At 61.7% G+C, this 18,086-nt stretch carries 18 protein-coding genes; 7 read left to right on the top strand and 11 right to left on the bottom strand.

Annotated elements, in window-relative coordinates; genetic code table 11:
- Positions 1 to 140 precede the first annotated feature (140 nt).
- The 3 genes from AB2B41_RS20085 to AB2B41_RS20075 form a co-directional block, all read right to left on the bottom strand.
- Positions 141 to 1,157 carry an NAD(P)H-dependent amine dehydrogenase family protein gene (locus tag AB2B41_RS20085; protein ID WP_367879615.1) on the bottom strand — a complete coding sequence of 339 codons (1,017 nt, stop codon included), beginning with the start codon at positions 1,155 to 1,157 and terminating at the stop codon, positions 141 to 143.
- On the bottom strand, positions 1,154 to 1,546 hold the full coding sequence (locus tag AB2B41_RS20080) for a nuclear transport factor 2 family protein (protein WP_367879614.1): 393 nt from the start codon (positions 1,544 to 1,546) through the stop codon (positions 1,154 to 1,156). The genes AB2B41_RS20085 and AB2B41_RS20080 overlap by 4 nt, the downstream gene beginning before the upstream one ends.
- A 71-nt stretch (positions 1,547 to 1,617) precedes the next feature.
- On the bottom strand, positions 1,618 to 2,007 hold the full coding sequence (locus AB2B41_RS20075) for a transposase (protein WP_367879617.1): 390 nt from the start codon (positions 2,005 to 2,007) through the stop codon (positions 1,618 to 1,620).
- A 68-nt stretch (positions 2,008 to 2,075) separates the two neighbouring features.
- Here AB2B41_RS20075 and AB2B41_RS20070 point away from each other — a divergent pair, with 68 nt between their 5' ends.
- A complete protein-coding gene (locus AB2B41_RS20070) occupies positions 2,076 to 2,783 on the top strand; it encodes an IS6 family transposase (RefSeq protein ID WP_367879613.1) in 708 nt (235 codons plus the stop codon).
- 285 nt (positions 2,784 to 3,068) lie between these two features.
- Positions 3,069 to 4,142: a UDP-glucose 4-epimerase GalE gene (gene galE / locus AB2B41_RS20065; protein WP_367879612.1), complete on the top strand. Its 1,074-nt coding sequence runs from the start codon at positions 3,069 to 3,071 to the stop codon at positions 4,140 to 4,142.
- Between the two features lie 72 nt (positions 4,143 to 4,214).
- On the opposite strand, the gene mepK is transcribed toward galE, so the two are convergent.
- Positions 4,215 to 4,760, bottom strand: a complete 546-nt coding sequence (gene mepK, locus AB2B41_RS20060; RefSeq protein WP_420014316.1) for a peptidoglycan L,D-endopeptidase MepK — start codon at positions 4,758 to 4,760, stop codon at positions 4,215 to 4,217.
- Positions 4,761 to 5,118: 358 nt separating this feature from the next.
- Between mepK and AB2B41_RS20055 the strand changes: the two genes are divergently transcribed.
- Genes AB2B41_RS20055 through AB2B41_RS20040 form a run of 4 tightly spaced genes read left to right on the top strand, consistent with a single transcriptional unit; the run spans position 5,119 to position 9,357 of the window.
- Positions 5,119 to 6,729 carry a L,D-transpeptidase family protein gene (locus AB2B41_RS20055; protein WP_367879610.1) on the top strand — a complete coding sequence of 537 codons (1,611 nt, stop codon included), beginning with the start codon at positions 5,119 to 5,121 and terminating at the stop codon, positions 6,727 to 6,729.
- 29 nt (positions 6,730 to 6,758) lie between these two features.
- A complete protein-coding gene (lpxD, locus tag AB2B41_RS20050) occupies positions 6,759 to 7,850 on the top strand; it encodes a UDP-3-O-(3-hydroxymyristoyl)glucosamine N-acyltransferase (protein ID WP_367879609.1) in 1,092 nt (363 codons plus the stop codon).
- Positions 7,851 to 7,882: 32 nt separating this feature from the next.
- Positions 7,883 to 8,143: an acyl carrier protein gene (locus tag AB2B41_RS20045; RefSeq protein WP_367879608.1), complete on the top strand. Its 261-nt coding sequence runs from the start codon at positions 7,883 to 7,885 to the stop codon at positions 8,141 to 8,143.
- Positions 8,144 to 8,148: 5 nt separating this feature from the next.
- Complete coding sequence (locus AB2B41_RS20040; RefSeq protein WP_367879607.1) at positions 8,149 to 9,357, top strand: beta-ketoacyl-[acyl-carrier-protein] synthase family protein; 1,209 nt, start codon at positions 8,149 to 8,151, stop codon at positions 9,355 to 9,357.
- A 60-nt stretch (positions 9,358 to 9,417) separates the two neighbouring features.
- On the opposite strand, the gene AB2B41_RS20035 is transcribed toward AB2B41_RS20040, so the two are convergent.
- Positions 9,418 to 10,044, bottom strand: coding sequence for an invasion associated locus B family protein (locus AB2B41_RS20035; protein ID WP_367879606.1), 627 nt, complete (start codon positions 10,042 to 10,044; stop codon positions 9,418 to 9,420).
- A 448-nt stretch (positions 10,045 to 10,492) separates the two neighbouring features.
- Between AB2B41_RS20035 and AB2B41_RS20030 the strand changes: the two genes are divergently transcribed.
- Positions 10,493 to 12,043 (top strand): helicase HerA-like domain-containing protein, encoded by a 1,551-nt coding sequence (locus AB2B41_RS20030; RefSeq protein ID WP_367879605.1) that lies wholly within the window; start codon positions 10,493 to 10,495, stop codon positions 12,041 to 12,043.
- A 76-nt stretch (positions 12,044 to 12,119) separates the two neighbouring features.
- Here AB2B41_RS20030 and AB2B41_RS20025 read toward each other — a convergent pair whose 3' ends face one another.
- The 6 genes from AB2B41_RS20025 to AB2B41_RS20000 form a co-directional block, all read right to left on the bottom strand.
- Entirely contained in the window at positions 12,120 to 13,424 is a 1,305-nt protein-coding gene (locus AB2B41_RS20025; protein WP_367879604.1) for a branched-chain amino acid ABC transporter permease, read from the bottom strand.
- Entirely contained in the window at positions 13,421 to 14,431 is a 1,011-nt protein-coding gene (locus AB2B41_RS20020; protein ID WP_367879603.1) for a branched-chain amino acid ABC transporter permease, read from the bottom strand. Before AB2B41_RS20020 ends, AB2B41_RS20025 begins: the two co-directional genes overlap by 4 nt.
- Before the next feature lie 3 nt (positions 14,432 to 14,434).
- Positions 14,435 to 15,253 (bottom strand): ABC transporter ATP-binding protein, encoded by an 819-nt coding sequence (locus AB2B41_RS20015; RefSeq protein ID WP_367879602.1) that lies wholly within the window; start codon positions 15,251 to 15,253, stop codon positions 14,435 to 14,437.
- 16 nt (positions 15,254 to 15,269) lie between these two features.
- Positions 15,270 to 15,833, bottom strand: coding sequence for a hypothetical protein (locus AB2B41_RS20010; RefSeq protein ID WP_367879601.1), 564 nt, complete (start codon positions 15,831 to 15,833; stop codon positions 15,270 to 15,272).
- Complete coding sequence (locus AB2B41_RS20005; RefSeq protein WP_367879616.1) at positions 15,830 to 16,612, bottom strand: ABC transporter ATP-binding protein; 783 nt, start codon at positions 16,610 to 16,612, stop codon at positions 15,830 to 15,832. The genes AB2B41_RS20010 and AB2B41_RS20005 overlap by 4 nt, the downstream gene beginning before the upstream one ends.
- Positions 16,613 to 16,745: 133 nt before the next feature.
- Positions 16,746 to 17,936, bottom strand: coding sequence for an ABC transporter substrate-binding protein (locus AB2B41_RS20000; RefSeq protein ID WP_367879600.1), 1,191 nt, complete (start codon positions 17,934 to 17,936; stop codon positions 16,746 to 16,748).
- Between the last annotated feature and the right edge of the window lie 150 nt (positions 17,937 to 18,086).

Genomic DNA, 18,086 nt, shown 5'->3' with positions numbered 1-18,086 from the left:
TCTCCTAGCAGTTCGTGACAACTGCATTATGGCGCATTGCGACGCCGATGGAGCAGGAGCCATCCACCCCATCCCGCTAATCGGACACAGGCCTTATCTGATCTGGTGTCCGCTTCCCGCACAAGCGGTCGCTCTTGCTCTCAGTGATGCCTGTAATTCGGTGGGTTCAACATATCGAGGGAGCACAGCCCGGGTGCAGCTGCAATCACGTCTGGGATGCGATTTATGAGCGTCGAACAGGTAGTGAAGCGGTAGTTCGCGTCTTCGCAACTGAGTTGAAGATTTGGTTCTCCCTGCACCTTCCAGAAATTGTTGTCTGTTTCGCCATCGCGGCAGATGCGCCCTTCCATTGCAAATTCGAATTGAGGGCCTTCGCGCGTTGTCACGACTGTCCGATCTATGGTTCCGATCACATGGCCCGGCGGCACCTCCTCTTTCAAGCTTCGGCAATGGAGCTGCGTACTCGCAGTGACAGCCGTGACATCCGAAGCGATGGAAGCCACCTTAAGCCCAAGACGCGCGACGAGTGCTTCCAGCGTTTGACGGGCGACAAATTCAGGCCAGCCGGATGTTTTCACAAACTCGTCGAAGTCTTCTTCGGATCGCCCAATCAGAAGATGGTTGGCAACCTCGGGCCCGTAGTCATCCACATTCCAGCGACAATGTCCGATGACTTTATCGATCCTGTGAGATGCGCCCAAAAGAGTAGTAACCAAGTTCAACCAGAACACATCCTGTGCGCCTGACGCCGCAAGTGTAACGCCATTAGCCTTCGCTAGGTCGTCTAACGCCTCCGCGTGATTCAACGCTGTTGTCCATGGATAAACTGTCTCTTCCTCGATCGTCACAACATTCACGCCGTTCTTCAGGCAGGTTTCGAAGTGCTTATGCATAGAAGACAGATAACTGCCGACACACACCACCGCGATATCGGCACCGCGGGCTAAGACCTGAGCCGCGTCGCTTTCAACTGAGACACCAAGGTGAATTCCAAGCCCAGCGACTTCTCCGAGGTCACGCCCCACCTTGGAAGAACTGCGCCCCACAGCCCCAACAATCTTGGCACCCTTGTCCACAAGTAGGCGCGTTGCCAGGGCCCCCATAGCCCCCACACCGTACACAACCACCCGGATGTCTGAAAACGGACCGGTGCTCATCCCGCGACTTGGCGGTCGTAGTCCTCACCATCAAACCAGCCCAAGGCGGAGGTGACCTTCATGTCATCATTGAGTTCCCATTCTTCCCAGCCGTGCACGTTCAATGGGTTACCCGTCTCCGCGTGATGTCCTGTAAAGGTCCACAAATAGACAACATGCGAGCCTGCGCCACGAATACCGTCACAAGTAAGGTGCAAGTCAGGCACGTCGGCATGAAATCCTGCAGCCATCGCTGTAAGACCTTCATGACCTTCAGAGGGCTCGCCCCGGTTAATTACAATGCTGCTGCTAGACACGTGGAAGGCGGCGACATTCTCGGGAACCTTTGAGTTCCAAGCAGCCGTGTAGCGTTGCGCCAGATCGTCCAAATCACTTTGAGTAAATGACATCTTCATCTCCCTTTATCGGGGATACGGTATTTTTCATCTACCGACTTGGCAAGAATTAGAGCATGTCTGGTTCAATTGGTTTCATATCCAGCGGCCCTGAAGAAGTTGTAGCACTCGTCCGGCGTGAACAGGTTGCAGACGGTTCCGACAGCTTTCCAAAGGTCGTCATATGTACGTGCCGCGGCCTTCCGGATGAGGGTCTTCAACTTGGAGAAGGCCATTTCTATGGGATTGAGATCGGGGCTGTATTTCGGAAGAAAGAGGAACCATGCGCCGATGTCCTCAAGGATCTTCTGAGCCACGGCGCTTTTGTGGGCTGGCAGATTATCGAGGATCACGACGTCCCCTTCACGCAATGTCGGTGCCAGGATGCCTTCGACGTAAAGCTCGAACATCTCCCGATCCATCGCCCCATTCATCACGCCAGTGGCATCGATCCGGTCATGTCGCAGACCTGCGATGAATGTCTGGGGGTCATGTCAGAGGAACTTGGCTTGAGGCGGGTAGGGGGCTTTCGTAGCCTCCGAGCATGACCAAACGCTCCCCGTTCAAGTACTTCAAGACCAGCCCCGAGATCATACGCTTGGCGGTTATGCTCTATGTCCGGTTTCCGCTGTCGCTCAGGAATGTCGAGGATCTGCTGCATGAGCGAGGCATCGACGTCAGCCATGAAACTGTCCGATTCTGGTGGAACCGTTTTGGTCCGATGTTTGCGTCCGAGATCCGCCGGCGGCGTGTCCAGAAGTTGCGCGCCTTTTCCCGATGGCAGTGGCACGTCGACGAGGTGTTCGTGAAGATCAATGGTGAACGGCACTATCTCTGGCGGGCCGTAGATCACGAAGGCGAGGTCCTAGAGAGCGTCGTCACGAAGCGGCGCAACAAGCGCGCCGCATTGAAAATGCTCAGGAAATTGATGCGGCGGTATGGTCCACCGGAAGTCCTGGTCACCGATCGCTTCGCTTCATATAAGGCCGCGCTTCGCGACATAGGTTGCGATCATCTCCAATCGTGTGGTCGCTGGCTGAACAACCGCGTTGAGAATTCACACCTGCCATTCCGACGACGAGAACGGGCAATGCAACGCTTTCGCCGAATGCGAAGTTTGCAGAAATTCGTTGCCGTTCATGCCTCCGTCTTCAACCACTTCAACCAGGACAGAAGCCTCTCCAAACGAAATCACTTCAAGCAAAATCGATCCGCCGCTCTCGCCGAGTGGCGCGGTCTCTGCGCGGCATAAGAGACAGCATCACTGTACTTGCGGAGACTGGTTAGAATTGGTCTGACAGCACCATACCTGCGACACGCGCGGCACGCGCCGCAAACTGGCGCTCGATCTGCGCTACATCCGGAAATGCGGCTTCCGGATGGAAGGTTACGTTCTGTGGCGCACGCTGATCACGGTGGCCACAGGGCATGGCGCGCTCTGAGCAGGTCCGAGCCAGAGGCCATTAATCAAAAAATCGCAAAGCACCGATAAAGACGGTTGCGACCGGCGCATCAGGCAGCGGATCTCGGGGCAATCATGACGGCAAGAGTACTCCTGACCGGCGGTGCCGGCTTTATCGGATCACATACCTATCTGGCCCTCCTCGAGGCGGGCTTCGAGGTCGTCATCGTCGACGATTTCTCCAATGCCGAGCAGTCGGTGCCCGACCGCCTCGAAGAGATCACAGGAACCGCGCCCCGCGTCATCCGTGCGGATGTCTCGGACGCCGCCGCGCTTGCCAGCGTCTTTGCCGCCGAACGCATAGATGCGGTCATCCATTTCGCCGCCAGAAAGTCCGTGCCCCAATCCCTTGCGCGGCCGCAGGGTTTCTTCGATGCCAATATCGCAGCACTCCTGACCCTGCTGCGGGTCATGGACCGACACCGGGTTGCGACGCTGGTCTATTCGTCCAGTGCCACGGTCTATGGCCAGCCCGAGGCGCTCCCCATTCCCGAACATGCGCCGCTGGGCTACACCAACCCCTACGGTCTCTCCAAACTGATGGGAGAGCAGTTTCTCAACCAGTGCGTCCGGACACGTCCGGACTGGGCCGTGGGCATCCTGCGCTATTTCAATCCCGCAGGAGCGCATCCTTCCGGTCTGATCGGGGAGGCACCGCTGAGCGACGGCGGTAATCTCATGCCCCTCGTGGCGCGTGTCGCCCGGGGCGAACTGCCCGCCATCGACATCCATGGCCGTGACTATGGAACACCGGATGGCACGGGTGTGCGTGACTTCATCCATGTCAGCGATCTGGCCGAGGGGCATGTGCTCTCCCTCGACCGGCTGCTGAGGCACAGACGCTCGCACACGGTCAACCTGGGGCGGGGGCAGGGCTATTCGGTCCTCGAGGTGGTCAAGGCCTACGAACGGGCGAGCGGACGGCGTATTCCCTACCGGTTCAGGTCTCGGCGCGAGGGCGATGTCGCGGCCAGCTACGCCGACCCAAGCATGGCGCGTGCCGTGCTGGGGTTCCAGGCATCGCGCGATCTGAACGACATGTGCCGCTCCAGCTGGGCGTGGGAAACCCGCTCTTCGGCGGGCCTGACTGCCGCAGTGCCGGTCTGGTCGATGACGGCGACCCAATCCTTGCCAAACCTGTCTGCGTGATCGGGCCCATATAAACGCAAAAAACGCCCGAATGGGCGCCCTTGCAAAACAGTCCGTGACCTGGCGTGCGGCTTAACCGCCCCAACTGCGGACAACACCGCAATCCATGTGCACGAAGTTCGAACCGGAATACCGGCCAACACCGCCGCCCCGGCAGGCAATCGCCGCCTTGGCCATCTGGTGCACGCTGCGTGTGGAAAGCCGCAGATCAGCCGCCTGGCCGCGCATGTGCAGCGAGTTCTTGGCCACCCCGCGGGAGCGCGAGCGCAGCATGGCATTGGTCTGGGGGCTACGGTAGCCCGACAGCAGCATGTAGGGTTCGTTGACATCCAGAAGGTTGTGCGCTGCGGCCATGATGTCGACCGTGCGCAGGTCAATGCTTTTGACGCTGTCGGTGCGCCAGTCCCGCATGAAGAAGTTGATCTCTTTCACGGCGTCTTTGATGTACTGGCCCTCGATCCAGTAGATCATGTCGATCCGTTCACCGGTACGGCCCGAGTACATCCGGATACGACGAATGTCTCCGCCACCGCGAAGGAAACCTGCTGCATTGGAGTATGTGGGTGCTGCCGTTACTGCTGTTGCTGCGAATGCGCAAAGGAGCGCGCGCCGGGTCATCCCCGTTGAGCTTGTGCCAGTCATGTTGCCGTCTGTCCCGTGTTCTGCCTGTTTGGCGTCTGCCTGTGGCCGCGATGTTACACAGCCGTTCGATCTGTCTCCTTCAGATGCTGGGTATGTATGGCATAGGCCGAATCACGAACCAACCCTTTAAATTCAAGGCGACAATTCAGCTGCAAGTTTAGGCAATTTTCTGCTCAAACTATGATCACTGGAAGAATGTCGGGAACCCGATCCGGTTGCCTTTGCGCATCAGGTGCGGATTTGTTCACGTTTCCACGGCTTTGTTATTGGACTCGGCGCGATCTGGGCGAATGATTGAGTCGCGAACACGAATTTTGATTGGGAAACCCTTTTGATGCGAAAGTTATTTATTTCCCGGGTCTTGGCAGCCTTTCTATTTGTTGCGGGTCCCGCCGCGGTGGTGTCTTTGCCAGCCCCGGCCGTCGCCCAGGTTACCGCGTTCAAGCAGGCCGTGGCGGAAGCCGCCGCGCGGGACGCCGACATCGCCGCCTTCTACCGCCAGACCGGCTTTGCCCCGCTCTGGACCGGGCCGGGCGATGCCGACCGCGCCCGCCGGGCGCAGCTGTTCCAGGCGATCCGCGCCGCCGACAATCACGGGCTGCCGGTTGCCCGCTACGATCCAGAAGGGCTGATGGCGATTCTCGCGTCGGTCCGGACCCCGCGCGACCGCGGCATGGCCGAAGTCGAGATGAGCCGCGTCTTCCTCAAGTACGCCCGCGACATCCAGACCGGCATGTTGATCCCCAATCAGATCGACCGCGCGATGGTCCGTGAAGTGCCCTATCGTGACCGCACCTCCTATTTGACCGGCCTTGCCGAGGCGGAGGCCGCGGCCTTCTTCCGCGCGCTGCCACCGAAGAGCATGGAATACAACGCGCTGATCAAGGAAAAGATCGCGATGGAACGGCTTCTTCAGTCGGGCGGCTGGGGCCCGACGGTGCCTGCCTCCTCGCTCAAGCCCGGTGCGACCGGCAAGGCCGCCATCGCGCTGCGCAACCGACTGATCGCGATGGAGTATCTGGATCGCACCAGCACCGTGAGCTACGACGCCGATGTCGAAGCCGCCGTGCGTCAGTTCCAGGTCGATCACGGCCTCAACCCCGATGGCGTGGCGGGCGAGGCCACGATGAACCAGATCAACGTCAGCGTGGAAAAGCGCCTGCAATCGGTGCTGGTCGCGCTCGAGCGGGAGCGGTGGTTCAACACAGAGCGGGGCAAACGGCACGTGCTGGTCAACATCCCCGATTTCACAGCCAAGATCATCGACGACGGCAAGATCACCTTCGAGACGCGGTCGGTGGTCGGTGCCGCGCGGGAGGACCGTCCCACGCCCGAGTTTTCGGACGTGATGGAGCATATGGTGGTGAACCCCAGCTGGTATGTCCCGCGCTCGATCGTGACCAAGGAGTATCTCCCGGCGCTCAAGCGCAACCCCAATGCCGCCCGCCATATCGAGATCACCGACAGCCGGGGCCGCGTTGTGAACCGGGGTGCGGTTAATTTCGCCGCCTATACGGAGAACAGCTTCCCCTTCGCCATGCGCCAGCCCCCCAGCCGGTCGAATGCGCTGGGTCTGGTGAAGTTCATGTTCCCCAACAAGTACAACATCTATCTGCATGACACGCCTGCGAAAAATCTCTTTTCGCGTGACGTGCGCGCCTTCAGCCACGGCTGCGTGCGCCTCGCCCAGCCGTTCGAGTTCGCCTACGAGCTGCTCAGCCGGCAGGAAGCGGACCCCAAGGCGCATTTCCACTCCGTGCTGAACACCGGAAGGGAGACCAAGGTCGACCTCAAAGAACCGATCCCGGTGCATCTGATCTACCGCACGGCGGTCACCAACGCGCGCGGGCATACGGAGTATCGCGCCGATATCTATGGCCGTGACGCGAAGGTATGGAACGCGCTGTCACGGGCAGGGGTGGTCTTGGGCGGCGTTCGGGGGTAAATCTCGCGGCACGCCAACAGGGGTGCCCGATGTCCTATACCCTAGCCGAAATCGCCGAGGCCCTCGGGGCCGATGCCGCGGGCGACACGTCGCTGACGATTGCGCGCGCGGCAGAACCGCAAAGCGCCGGGCCGGACGATCTGGCCCTTGCCACCAATCCGAAATACGCCGAGGCGCTTGGCACAGGGCGCGCGCGCGCGGCGATGCTCTGGCCGGATGCCGATTGGCAGGCGCTCGGGCTCGAAGGCGCGATCCTGCCGACACGTCCCCGTTTCGCGATGTCGGGGCTGACGCGCCTGCTCGATCCGGGTCAGGGCTTTGGCACCGGCATCCACCCCTCCGCGATTGTCGATCCCTCCGCCACGCTGGGGGAGGGTGTCAGTGTCGGACCGCTGGCGATCATTTCTGCCGGGGCGCGGATCGGCGCGGGTTCCGTCATTGGCCCGCACTGCTTCGTGGGCGCGGACGTCACCATGGGCGAAAACGCCTTCATGCGCGAACAGGCGAGCATTGGGGCCCGCGTCACCATCGGACGGAACTGCATCATCCAGCCCGGCGCGCGGATCGGTGGCGACGGGTTTTCCTTCGTCACGGCCGAGCCGTCGACGGTAGAAGCCGCCCGCAAGTCGCTGGGCGATCAGGGCGACGCGCAGGCGCAGCCCTGGATCAGGATCAATTCGCTGGGATCGGTCAGCATCGGCGACGACGTCGAGATCGGCATGAGCGCGACCATCGACTGCGGCACCATCCGCGACACGAAAATCGGCAACAACACCAAGCTCGATAACCTCGTGCACATCGGCCACAACGTGGAGGTGGGCGATAACTGCCTGCTCTGCGGTCAGGTGGGGATCGCCGGATCGGTGCGCATCGGCACCAACGTGGTGCTGGGCGGGCAGGTCGGCGTCAGCGACAACATCTCGATTGGCGACGGGGTGATCGCGGGCGGCGGCACCAAGATCCTCAGCAGCGTGCCCGCCGGCCGCTCGATCCTCGGCTATCCCGCTACGCAGATGGACAAGCAGATTGAAACCTACAAGGCCCTGCGCCGTCTGCCACGGCTGATGCGGGACCTCGCGGAGGTACGAAAGGCGGTTTTCAAATCCGGCAAGGACGACTAAATCAGCCTCGAAAGTGATTTGAGGACGCGTGCATGAGCAGCATCAAGGATCAGGTCATCGCGATCATCGCGGAACAGGCCGTGCTTGAGCCCGAGGATGTAACCATGGACAGCACCCTGGAAAGCCTCGGCATCGACAGCCTGGGTCTGGTCGAAAGCATCTTCGCCATCGAGGAAGCCTTCGACATCACCGTCCCTTTCAACGCCAATAATCCGCAGGATTCGGACTTCGACATCTCCAGCGTCGAGAGCATTATCGCGGGCATCGAACGGCTGAAGGCCGAACAGGGCTGAAGCGCGTGAAACGTGTCGTCATCACCGGTGCGGGCACGATCAACCCGTTGGGGCATTCCGTGCGGGACACACTCGCCGCCATGCGTGAGGGTGTCTGCGGCATCGGCCCGCTCGACATCCGCGATGTGGATCGCCTGCAAATCCAGATCGGCGGGCAAGTGCGCGGTTTCGAGGCCGAAGGCCGCTACAATCGCCAGCAGATCTCGCTTTACGATCGCTTCACCCAGTTCACGCTCGCTGCCGCAAAGGAAGCCATCGCGCAATCGGGGCTGACCTTCTCCGGTGAGCTTTCGGCGCGCTCCGGCGTGGTGCTGGGCACTGCGGGGGGTGGCGTGTCAACGTGGGACGACAATTACCGCGCGGTCTACGAAGAGGGTAAGAACCGTGTGCATCCTTTCGTGGTGCCCAAACTGATGAACAATGCCGCCGCCAGCCACGTCAGCATGGAATGGAACCTCAAGGGGCCGTCTTTCACCGTCTCGACCGCCTGCGCCTCTTCCAACCACGCCATGGCGCAAGCCTTCTCCATGGTCCGCTCAGGCATGGCCCCGGTCATGGTCACGGGCGGTTCTGAATCCATGCTCTGCTTCGGAGGCGTGAAGGCCTGGGAAGGCCTGCGCGTGATGAGCCGCGACGCCTGCCGTCCGTTTTCCGCCAACCGCAACGGCATGGTACAGGGCGAGGGCGCGGGCATCTTCGTCTTCGAGGAACTGGAGCGCGCCCGCAAACGCGGGGCCGACATTCTCTGCGAGGTCGCCGGCTTTGCCATGTCCTCGGACGCCAGCGACATCGTGATGCCGTCCAAGGCGGGCGCCGCCCGCGCGATGGAAGGCGCGCTGCAGGATGCGCGGATCAACCGCGAGGACGTGGGCTACATCAACGCCCACGGCACCGGCACCGCTGCCAACGACAAGACGGAATGCGCCGCCGTGGCGGACGTCTTCGGGCCGCACGCCGACCGCCTGATGATCTCTTCGACCAAAAGCATGCATGGCCACCTGATCGGTGGCACCGGCGCGGTGGAGCTGCTGGCCTGCATCATGGCCCTGCGCGACGGGGTGATCGCGCCCACTATCGGCTATGAGGAACCCGACCACGAATGCGCGCTCGACGTGGTGCCGAACGAGGCGCGCGAGGCCACAATCACCGTGGCGCTCAGCAACGCCTTCGCCTTCGGCGGCATGAACGCCGTGCTGGCCCTGCGCAAGCTCTGACGCAAAAGGCCGCCCCGAGGGACGGCCTTTGAACAACGCGCCGGAACGTCCGATGCCTATTTATTGCTCGATCACCGAGACCTTGTCGTAGCTCGCCGTGAACCCCTTCAAGGACAAGGCCAGCCTTACCTGCTGATCCGGTGCCAGCGCCGGGATGATCGTGATGGTCGCCTCGTTGCCGCGCTTGAAGGCGGCCACGTCATCGGCCGTCAGGCCCAGCCGCGCGTAACAGCCCACCGGGTTGCAGAAGGCATAAGGGTACCGCCGCGCCTTGCCGCCATCCACGGCGATGGTCAGTTGCTGGGGCAGGGAGGTTTCCAGCGGCACGACGATGGTCGCACCGGCCTCGGCCTTGCCACCCTCGGGCAAGCGGAAGAGTGAAATCTCTGCCACCGGTGCTCCCTGTCCGTCATCCAGAAGCTGGTACATCTGGCAGGGGTCTTCCTCTGCCTCCGTCTTGATGCAGCGCAGTTCCCATGCGTCGATGACTTCCCTGGTGTAGGGCTTGCCCAGTTCCGGGTCTTTGTCCGCATCCTCGCCCAGGCTCAGCTGGCTTTCGATCTCCGCCGCGGCGCCGCTCTGCGGCTTGACCTCTTCCGTCTCCGTGGCGGTCTGGGCGAACAGGGTCTGCGGCACCATCAGGGCGAGCGCCGCGCAGATTGGCAATGCTTTTAGAAACTTGCTCATGTCACATCCGTTCTGATTGCTTTAGCGCCATCTACCACGCGCGTTTGGCGTTGTCAGTGCCGATCCACGATATTTTGATACCGATTTGGCGGAGCGCCGCTTAAGGATTTCCGAAGGCCTGAAAGTGAAAAAGAGGACGCATCGCATCCTCTTTCTCAAACTTCTCTCCCCGTCGAACTAGGCCGACTTGTGCCGTAACGTTACGAGAGGAACGGCGAGCGGTCAACTGGAAACTTTGTTATTTATTACAACGGCTTAGATAAATTCCCTGCATTTGGAGGGACCTTTGAAAAAAGGCCGCACCCAAGGGCGCGGCCAGTCTGACAGGGAGGAAGTACCCCCAGCGCAAAAGGACACACGCCGGGAGGACAATTAGTGTATGGCATGAAAAGGTTAACTTTGTATGCTCATCCAAACATCGGGGAAAAAGCGCCGGAAAGGACAATACGTGACCAGCGACATCTTCATCGGGGGCGGCGGCGAGGATTACGCCACCAAGCAGTATCTGAACATCGGATACGCCAACCGGCACGGGCTCGTGGCCGGTGCCACCGGAACGGGCAAGACCGTGACGCTGCAAATCCTCGCCGAAGGTTTCTCCGCCCAGGGCGTGCCTGTCTTCCTGTCGGATGTGAAGGGCGATCTCTCGGGCCTCGCCAAATCCGGCAGCGCCGATCACAAGCTGCACGAGGCCTTCACCAGCCGCGCCCAGAAGATCGGCTTTGACGACTATGCCTACGCCGCCTTCCCGGTCGTCTTCTGGGACCTCTACGGCAAGCAGGGCCACCCCGTGCGTACCACCGTCTCGGAAATGGGCCCGCTCCTGCTCGCCCAGCTTCTCGGGCTGAGCGAGGCGCAGGAGGGTATTCTCAATATCGCCTTCCGCGTAGCCGATGAGGACGGCCTGCCGCTTCTCGACCTCAAGGACCTGCAGGCGCTGCTGGTATGGATCGGCGAAAACGCCTCCGATCTCGCCCTGCGCTATGGCAACGTTTCACCAGCTTCGGTCGGCGCGATCCAGCGCCGTCTGCTGGTGCTGGAAAACCAGGGGGCCGCCGATCTCTTCGGCGAACCCGCGCTGGAACTCACAGACCTGATGCGCACCGACACGGACGGACGCGGCATGATCAACATCCTCGCCGCAGATCAGCTCATGGGCGCGCCCAAGCTCTACGCCACCTTCCTGCTCTGGCTGCTCTCCGAGCTGTTCGAGGAGCTGCCCGAGGTGGGCGATCCGGACAAACCCAAACTCGTCTTCTTCTTCGACGAAGCGCATCTGCTCTTCGACGACGCTCCCAAGGCGCTGGTCGACAAGGTCGAACAGGTCGCGCGGCTGATCCGGTCCAAGGGCGTGGGCGTCTATTTCATCACCCAGAACCCGGCGGATGTGCCCGACGACATCCTCGGCCAGCTTGGCAACCGTGTCCAGCACGCCCTGCGCGCCTTCACCGCCAAGGACCGCAAGGAGCTGCGCATGGCCGCCGAAACCTACCGCGAGAACCCGCGCTTCTCGACAGAGGAGGCGATCCGCGAGGTCGGCGTGGGCGAGGCGGTGACGTCCTTCCTGCAGAAAAAGGGCGTGCCCGGCATGGTCGAACGCACGCTCATCCGCCCCCCGTCCTCGCAGCTCGGCCCCATCGCGCTGCCCGAACGCGCCATGCTGATGGCGAACTCCTCCATGGCGGGCAAATACGACACCCGCCTCGACCGCGAAAGCGCCTTCGAGATGCTCCGCGCCCGGGCCGAGAAGGCCGCCGCCGAGGCGGCCAAGGCCGAAGCAGAGGCCGAAGCCGCCGAAACGCCCACCTTGCGCGAATTCAACAACGCCCGCCGCTACGCGGGCAAGGGTCTGGAACAACCCGCCCCCCGCGCAAGACGCAGCAAGCCCGAAGAAACCTTCGGCGGGGCAGTCGCCCAGGTGGTGATCAAAGAACTCAAGGGCACCACCGGCCGCCGCATCGTCCGCGGCATTCTCGGCGGTCTCTTCAAGGGGCGCTGACGGCTCCTCTTTCTGGCCAGATAAAGTCCCGGAGGTTTGGAGGCAGCGCCTCCAAAGGCCCCTCCGGGGCCTCCCGCTACTTCTCCGGGATCAATCCCCGCGGGCTGAATCGCAGCACCAGCAACAGGACCGCCCCCATCGTCATCAGCCGCATATGCGCCGCTGAGTCCAGCAGATGCTCCTTCAGCGCCGATCCGTCCGCCATGCCTGAGGTGATCACGTTCATCAGCCAAAGCCCCATCGGCTCCACCTGCACCCAGAGGAACCAGATCAGGAAGCCGCCCAGCACCGCGCCAAGATTGTTGCCCGACCCGCCGACGATCACCATGACCCAGACCAGGAAGGTAAAGCGCAAGGGCTGATAGGTGCCGGGTGTCAGTTGGCTGTCCATCGTGGTCATCATCGCGCCGGCGATCCCGCAGATTGCGGAGCCGAGGATAAAGACTTGCAAGTGCCGGGCCGTGACGTCCTTTCCCATCGCTTCCGCCGCAACCTCGTTGTCGCGGATCGCACGCAGCATCCGGCCCCAAGGCGAATGCAGCGCGCGCTGCGCCATCCACATCAGGATCAGCAGGACAACGGCAAAGAGCAGGATATACAGGAACTTGACCCAGAGGGTTGACCCCTCCACCGGATCGAACCCGAGCGAGGCGGCACGCTCCACGAAGGCGGGATCGTTCTGGAGGTCGATCTCGAAGGGCACGGGACGCGGCACGCCGATCACGTTTTTCACGCCGCGGGTCAGCCAATCCTCGTTCTTCAGCACCGCGATGATGATCTCGGCGATGCCAAGGGTGGCAATGGCCAGATAATCCGACCGCAGGCCAAGCGCCGTCTTTCCGATCACCCAGGCCGCCCCCGCAGCGAAGAGCCCGCCGACAGGCCAGGCGATGAGCACCGGCAGGCCCAGCCCGCCGAGATAGCCGGTCTGCGCCGGGTTGATGGCCTCGATCCGCTCCACTGCCGGATCAAGCAGCCCCCGGAACAGGAAGAACCCGGCGACGAGGATCGCGATCATCACCAGGTTGCGCGTCCAGCCCGCCGCGATGTTCTTGTAGGAAAAGATCGCCGCGATGATCGTCGCGGCCCCCAGAGCAAGTGCCGCCAGCACCTGCCAGCCCCCGGCGGCGAATGCGCCTTCCGTCGGCGGCATCCCGATCAGCACGGCGGCCAGACCGCCGAGTGCCACGAAGCCCATGATGCCCACGTTGAAGAGGCCCGCGAACCCCCATTGCAGGTTCACCCCCAGCGCCATGATGGCCGAAATCAGTCCCATCTGGATGATCAGCAGCGCCGAGTTCCAGCTTTGCAGAAAGCCCACATAGACAATCAGCAGCGCGATGACGCCAAAGAGCAGGGAGTTTTTCACTGTATCGCTCATACCGCTTGCCCCTTGAACAGTCCCGTGGGTTTGAACAGCAGCACGATCAGCAGGATCACGAAGCTGACCGCGAACTTGTAATCGGTCGACAGAAGCTGGACGAGGCCCGACGGCTCAAGCCCCTCGGGCGCAAGATAGCCCAGAACCTTCTTCCAGGCGTAGGTGATCGTCACCTCCGAGAAGGCGATCACGAAACCGCCCGCGATGGCCCCGATGGGGTTGCCGAGCCCCCCGACGATGGCGCTGGCGAAGATCGGCAGCAGCAATTGGAAATACGTGAAAGGCTTGAAGCTCTTGTCGAGCCCGTAAAGCACGCCCGCGATGGTGGCGAGCGTCGCCACGATGATCCAGGTGATCATCACCACCCGCTCGGGGTTGATGCCGGAGAGCAGGGCGAGGTCTTCGTTGTCCGAATAGGCCCGCATCGACTTGCCCGCACGCGTCTTGTTCAGAAACCAGAAAAGCAGCACCACAACGATAATGGCCGTCACGATGGTGATGCCCTGCGTCGTGCGAAAGGCAAGCCCTTCCTCCAGCCCCGTCGAGGCCTTGAAATCCCGTGCCGAGATGATGAAACGCTCACCGTCAAAGAAATTCTGGTCGTCCGCCCCGATGATGAAACGCGTCACCCCGTTGTAAATGAAGGTGATCCCGAGCGAGACGATGACGAGGATCACCGGCTTGGCCTTCTTAACCCGGTAAAACCGGTAAATCGCCCGGTCCGTCCCCAACAGGAGCAGGATCGCAAAGGCGATCCCGAAGGGCAGGGCGAGCAGGGCGGTGGGCAGGACCCCGAGGGTGATACCCCAGCTTTGGAACAGCCAGGTCATCAGCACAGTTGCCATCGCCCCCAGCGCCATCGTGTCGCCATGGGCAAAGTTCGAGAACCGCAGGATACCGTAGACCAGCGTGACCCCTAGCGCGCCAAGGGCAAGCTGCGAGCCATAGGCAACACCGGGAATGAAAACGTAATTCAGGAAAGCGACCAGCGCGTTGATAAAATCCATGCCTCAGCCCCCCAGGAAACTCTTGCGCACTTCCGGATCGGCCAGAAGTTCCTTGCCCGTGCCGGAATAGGCATTGCGCCCCTGCACCAACACATAACCCTTGTCCGCGATCTCCAGTGCCTGACGCGCGTTCTGTTCCACCATCAGGATCGGGATGCCCGTCCGCGCCACTTCGATGATGCGGTCGAACAATTCGTCCATCACGATAGGGCTCACGCCCGCCGTTGGCTCGTCCAGCATCAGCACCTTGGGCTGGGTCATCAGCGCGCGGCCCACGGCGACCTGCTGACGCTGCCCGCCCGACAGCTCGCCCGCCGCCTGAAAGCGCTTTTCCTTGAGGATTGGGAAAAGGTCATAGACTTGTGCCATCGTATCGCTGAAATCGTCGGTACGGATAAAGGCCCCCATCTCGAGGTTCTCCTCCACCGTCATCGAGGTGAAGATGTTCGAGGTCTGCGGGACAAAACCCATCCCCTTCGCGACCCGCGCCTGCGGCGACAGTTCCGTGATATCCTCGCCATCGAGCCTGACATGCCCCTGCCGCATGTCGAGCATGCCAAAGACCGCCTTCATGCCCGTGGATTTGCCCGCACCGTTCGGCCCCACGATCACGGCAATCTCGCCCTGATCCACGGAAATCGTGCAATCGTGCAGGATGTTCGGACCGTTGCCATACCCCGCCGTCATATTCTCGCCAATCAGGAACGGACCGCCGGGCACTGCATGGCTCTTGCCACTGCGCTGCGGGATCGCGCTGCCCATCCCCTTGGGGTTGGTGATCGACACGTCCTTGTTGCCGCGGTCTCCGTAGGGATCGCTCATATCAGGCCTCTTGTTGTCATTCGCTCTCCACCCGTTCCTGGTTCGGCGCGGCACAGTCATCGGGATCGGCGCAGATATTGCGCAGCGTTTCCAGTACCTCGCGCGAGGCCGCGTCCATGTCGTCCCAGCTCATCGTGCGCGGCCCGTCGAGCCAGAGCATGATCCGCGCCACGTCCACCTGCGCCAGCATCACCGCGCTCACCGTTTCCAAGTCGTCGTAGCGGTCCCTCTGCAGGGACCGGAACGCCTTGCCCGCCGGGATGTCGAGTTCGCTCTGCTCTTTCACTTCCAGCGGCGGGTTACCATCCGCCTCAACCAGCTCCGCATAGGTGACGAATTGCTCTCGCAGGGTGCTCAGGTCGTCCCTGATCTCCGCGCCGGGCCAGTCCTCGGTGAAATTCAGCACCAGGTCATCCAGCAAAAGCGTTGCCCCGTCGCCGTAAGGGTCCCATTCCGCCGCCGCCCAGGGCGTTCCCTTGGCGCACATCCAGACATTGGCGGAGAGCTGATCGCAGGCGGCCACGCCCTGCGGCAGCGCCAGCGCCGCCGCGGTCACTGTGGCCCCCACGAGCATCTTCATGCTCCCACCTGATCCTTGTTCTTCAACCCGGTGCCAAGATACGCCTCGATCACCTGTTCGTTGGCCTTGATCTCGTCCAGCGTGCCTGTCGCCAGCACCCGACCCTCTGCCATGCAGATGACCGGGTCGCACAGCCGTCCGATGAAATCCATGTCGTGTTCGATGACAACGAAGGTATAGCCGCGCTCCTTGTTGAGGCGGATGATCGCGTCGCCGATGGTATTGAGCAGCGTCCGGTTCACCCCCGCGCCGACCTCGTCCAGAAAGACGATCTTGGCATCCACCATCATCGTGCGTCCCAGTTCCAGCAGCTTCTTCTGACCGCCCGAGATTTGCCCCGCCTTCTGCTCGGCCAGGTGTTCGATGGTCAGGAACTCCAGCACCTCGTCCGCCTTGGCCTTGAGCGCGCGTTCCTCGTCGGCAATGCGTTTGCGCCCGAACCAGGTATTCCAGAGCGTCTCTCCCGATTGCCCGCCCGGCACCATCATCAGGTTCTCGCGGCAGGTCATCGAATGAAATTCATGGGCAATCTGGAAGGTGCGCAGCAAACCCTTGTGAAACAGGTCATGGGGCGGAATGCCGGTGATGTTCTCGCCATCCATCCAGACCTTGCCGGAGGTGGGTTTAAGAACGCCCGCGATCACATTGAAAAGCGTAGTCTTTCCCGCGCCATTCGGTCCGATCAGTCCGGTGATCGAGCCGCGATCAATGGTCAGACTGGCCCCGTCAACAGCGTGAAAGCCACCGAAATGCTTATGCAGATCGTCCACGACGATCATGTGCTCATCCGAGTACGCCATTCATCCATCCCCGTATCCGGCTTTGTGCCCGGCGATCTTGCCGATCTTTTCTTGGTCTTGATAGCGATACAGCCCGCACACAGGCGGGCTGTATCAAATGCATCTAATCCGCTTACTTGAACCCGATGGTTTCGTTCACGCCGTTGCGCACTTCGATCATCCGGTAGGTGCCTGCGGCTTCGCCCGGACCCACCAGTTCCACGGCTGAGGCACCGACATAGTCCACGTCTTCGCCGTTCTTGATCAGCTCAAGCGCCTTGGCCAGCTCACCCGGATAGATTTCCACGCCGGGTCCGTTGGCGACATGCAGGATGTGGTCCTTGTAGTCCGCTGGGTCGGAAGAGCCTGCAGCCTGCATCGCCAGCAGGAACAGCGCCGCCGCGTCATAGGCTTCGGGCGTGTAGGGCGATGTGGCGTCGAAGGCATCCCCGGCCATGCTGACCAGCGTGTCGATGCCCTGACCCTGCGAACCCGCGATCTGACCGTAGGAGCCGTCGAGGTCCGGACCGATGGTCTTGGGCAGGTTCTCACCGATCATGCCGCCGGGCAGACCGAAGGTGTCCCAAGCGCCTGCGTCCAGCGCGGATTTGATGATCCCCGCGCCACCCTGGTCGAGGTAGCCCGCAACGACCAGCAGGTCACCGCCGGCAGAGGCCAGCGCGCCAACCTCGGCAGAGTAATCCGCCTTGCCGTCCTCGTGGGCCGCGACGATCGTCACTTCACCGCCGATGGCCTTGAAGGAGGACTCGATCGCGTCCGCCAGACCCTTGCCGTAGTCGTTGTTGGTGTAGGTCAGCGCGATGGACTTCACGCCGCGCTCCTGCAGAATCTCCGCCATCACTTCGCCTTCACGGGCGTCGGAGGGGGAGGTGCGGAAGAACAGACCGTTGTCTTCCATCGTGGTCAGACCGGGCGAGGTGGCCGACGGCGAAATCATCACCATCCCGTTCGGGATCGCGACGTTCTGCAGCACGGCACCGGTCACACCCGAGCAATCCGCACCGATGATACCGTTCACGCCATCCGCGATCAGGCGTTCGGCCGAGGCAACGGCCAGACCGTTGTCGATACAGCCCGAATCCGCGCGCATCGGCGTGACCTTGGCCCCGTCCAGCAGCAGACCGCTGTCGGTGACTTCCTTCATCGCCATCTCGGCACCCGCGGCCATCGGGCCGGTCAGCGATTCAATGGGTCCGGTGAAGCCGTAAAGCACCCCGAGCTTGACTTCCTTCGCGTGGGCATCTGCCAGCGCACCGGTCGCCATCAATGCCGTGGCCGCTGTGGCCATAAGCAGTTTTTTCATGGATATCTCCCTTGTTGGAACATGATGTTCAGCCGGGAGGGTATGCGGTGGATTTTCAAAAGAAAAGGGGGTTTTTCAAGGTGCAAGTCCGTCGCTCGCGGGGGTTTGATGGGCCCCCGGTAGCAATTTCCGCCCGAAAGGTTAGCTTTC

The organism is Sulfitobacter sediminis (assembly GCF_040811725.1).
Classification (GTDB): domain Bacteria; phylum Pseudomonadota; class Alphaproteobacteria; order Rhodobacterales; family Rhodobacteraceae; genus Sulfitobacter; species Sulfitobacter sediminis.
The sequence above is the reverse complement of the archived record's forward strand: the minus strand, read 5'-3'. Positions and strand labels throughout refer to the sequence as shown.

What these genes read in the sequence shown, in the direction of transcription:
- AB2B41_RS20085 (WP_367879615.1), bottom strand. Translation starts at nt 1,157, where the DNA reads ATGAGCACCGGTCCGTTTTCAGACATCCGGGTGGTTGTGTACGGTGTG.
- AB2B41_RS20010 (WP_367879601.1), bottom strand. Translation starts at nt 15,833, where the DNA reads ATGAAGATGCTCGTGGGGGCCACAGTGACCGCGGCGGCGCTGGCGCTG.
- lpxD (WP_367879609.1), top strand. Translation starts at nt 6,759, where the DNA reads ATGTCCTATACCCTAGCCGAAATCGCCGAGGCCCTCGGGGCCGATGCC.
- AB2B41_RS20035 (WP_367879606.1), bottom strand. Translation starts at nt 10,044, where the DNA reads ATGAGCAAGTTTCTAAAAGCATTGCCAATCTGCGCGGCGCTCGCCCTG.
- AB2B41_RS20005 (WP_367879616.1), bottom strand. Translation starts at nt 16,612, where the DNA reads ATGATCGTCGTGGACGATCTGCATAAGCATTTCGGTGGCTTTCACGCT.
- AB2B41_RS20020 (WP_367879603.1), bottom strand. Translation starts at nt 14,431, where the DNA reads ATGGATTTTATCAACGCGCTGGTCGCTTTCCTGAATTACGTTTTCATT.
- AB2B41_RS20025 (WP_367879604.1), bottom strand. Translation starts at nt 13,424, where the DNA reads ATGAGCGATACAGTGAAAAACTCCCTGCTCTTTGGCGTCATCGCGCTG.
- AB2B41_RS20070 (WP_367879613.1), top strand. Translation starts at nt 2,076, where the DNA reads ATGACCAAACGCTCCCCGTTCAAGTACTTCAAGACCAGCCCCGAGATC.
- AB2B41_RS20080 (WP_367879614.1), bottom strand. Translation starts at nt 1,546, where the DNA reads ATGTCATTTACTCAAAGTGATTTGGACGATCTGGCGCAACGCTACACG.
- galE (WP_367879612.1), top strand. Translation starts at nt 3,069, where the DNA reads ATGACGGCAAGAGTACTCCTGACCGGCGGTGCCGGCTTTATCGGATCA.
- AB2B41_RS20045 (WP_367879608.1), top strand. Translation starts at nt 7,883, where the DNA reads ATGAGCAGCATCAAGGATCAGGTCATCGCGATCATCGCGGAACAGGCC.
- mepK (WP_420014316.1), bottom strand. Translation starts at nt 4,760, where the DNA reads ATGACCCGGCGCGCGCTCCTTTGCGCATTCGCAGCAACAGCAGTAACG.
- AB2B41_RS20055 (WP_367879610.1), top strand. Translation starts at nt 5,119, where the DNA reads ATGCGAAAGTTATTTATTTCCCGGGTCTTGGCAGCCTTTCTATTTGTT.
- AB2B41_RS20000 (WP_367879600.1), bottom strand. Translation starts at nt 17,936, where the DNA reads ATGAAAAAACTGCTTATGGCCACAGCGGCCACGGCATTGATGGCGACC.
- AB2B41_RS20015 (WP_367879602.1), bottom strand. Translation starts at nt 15,253, where the DNA reads ATGAGCGATCCCTACGGAGACCGCGGCAACAAGGACGTGTCGATCACC.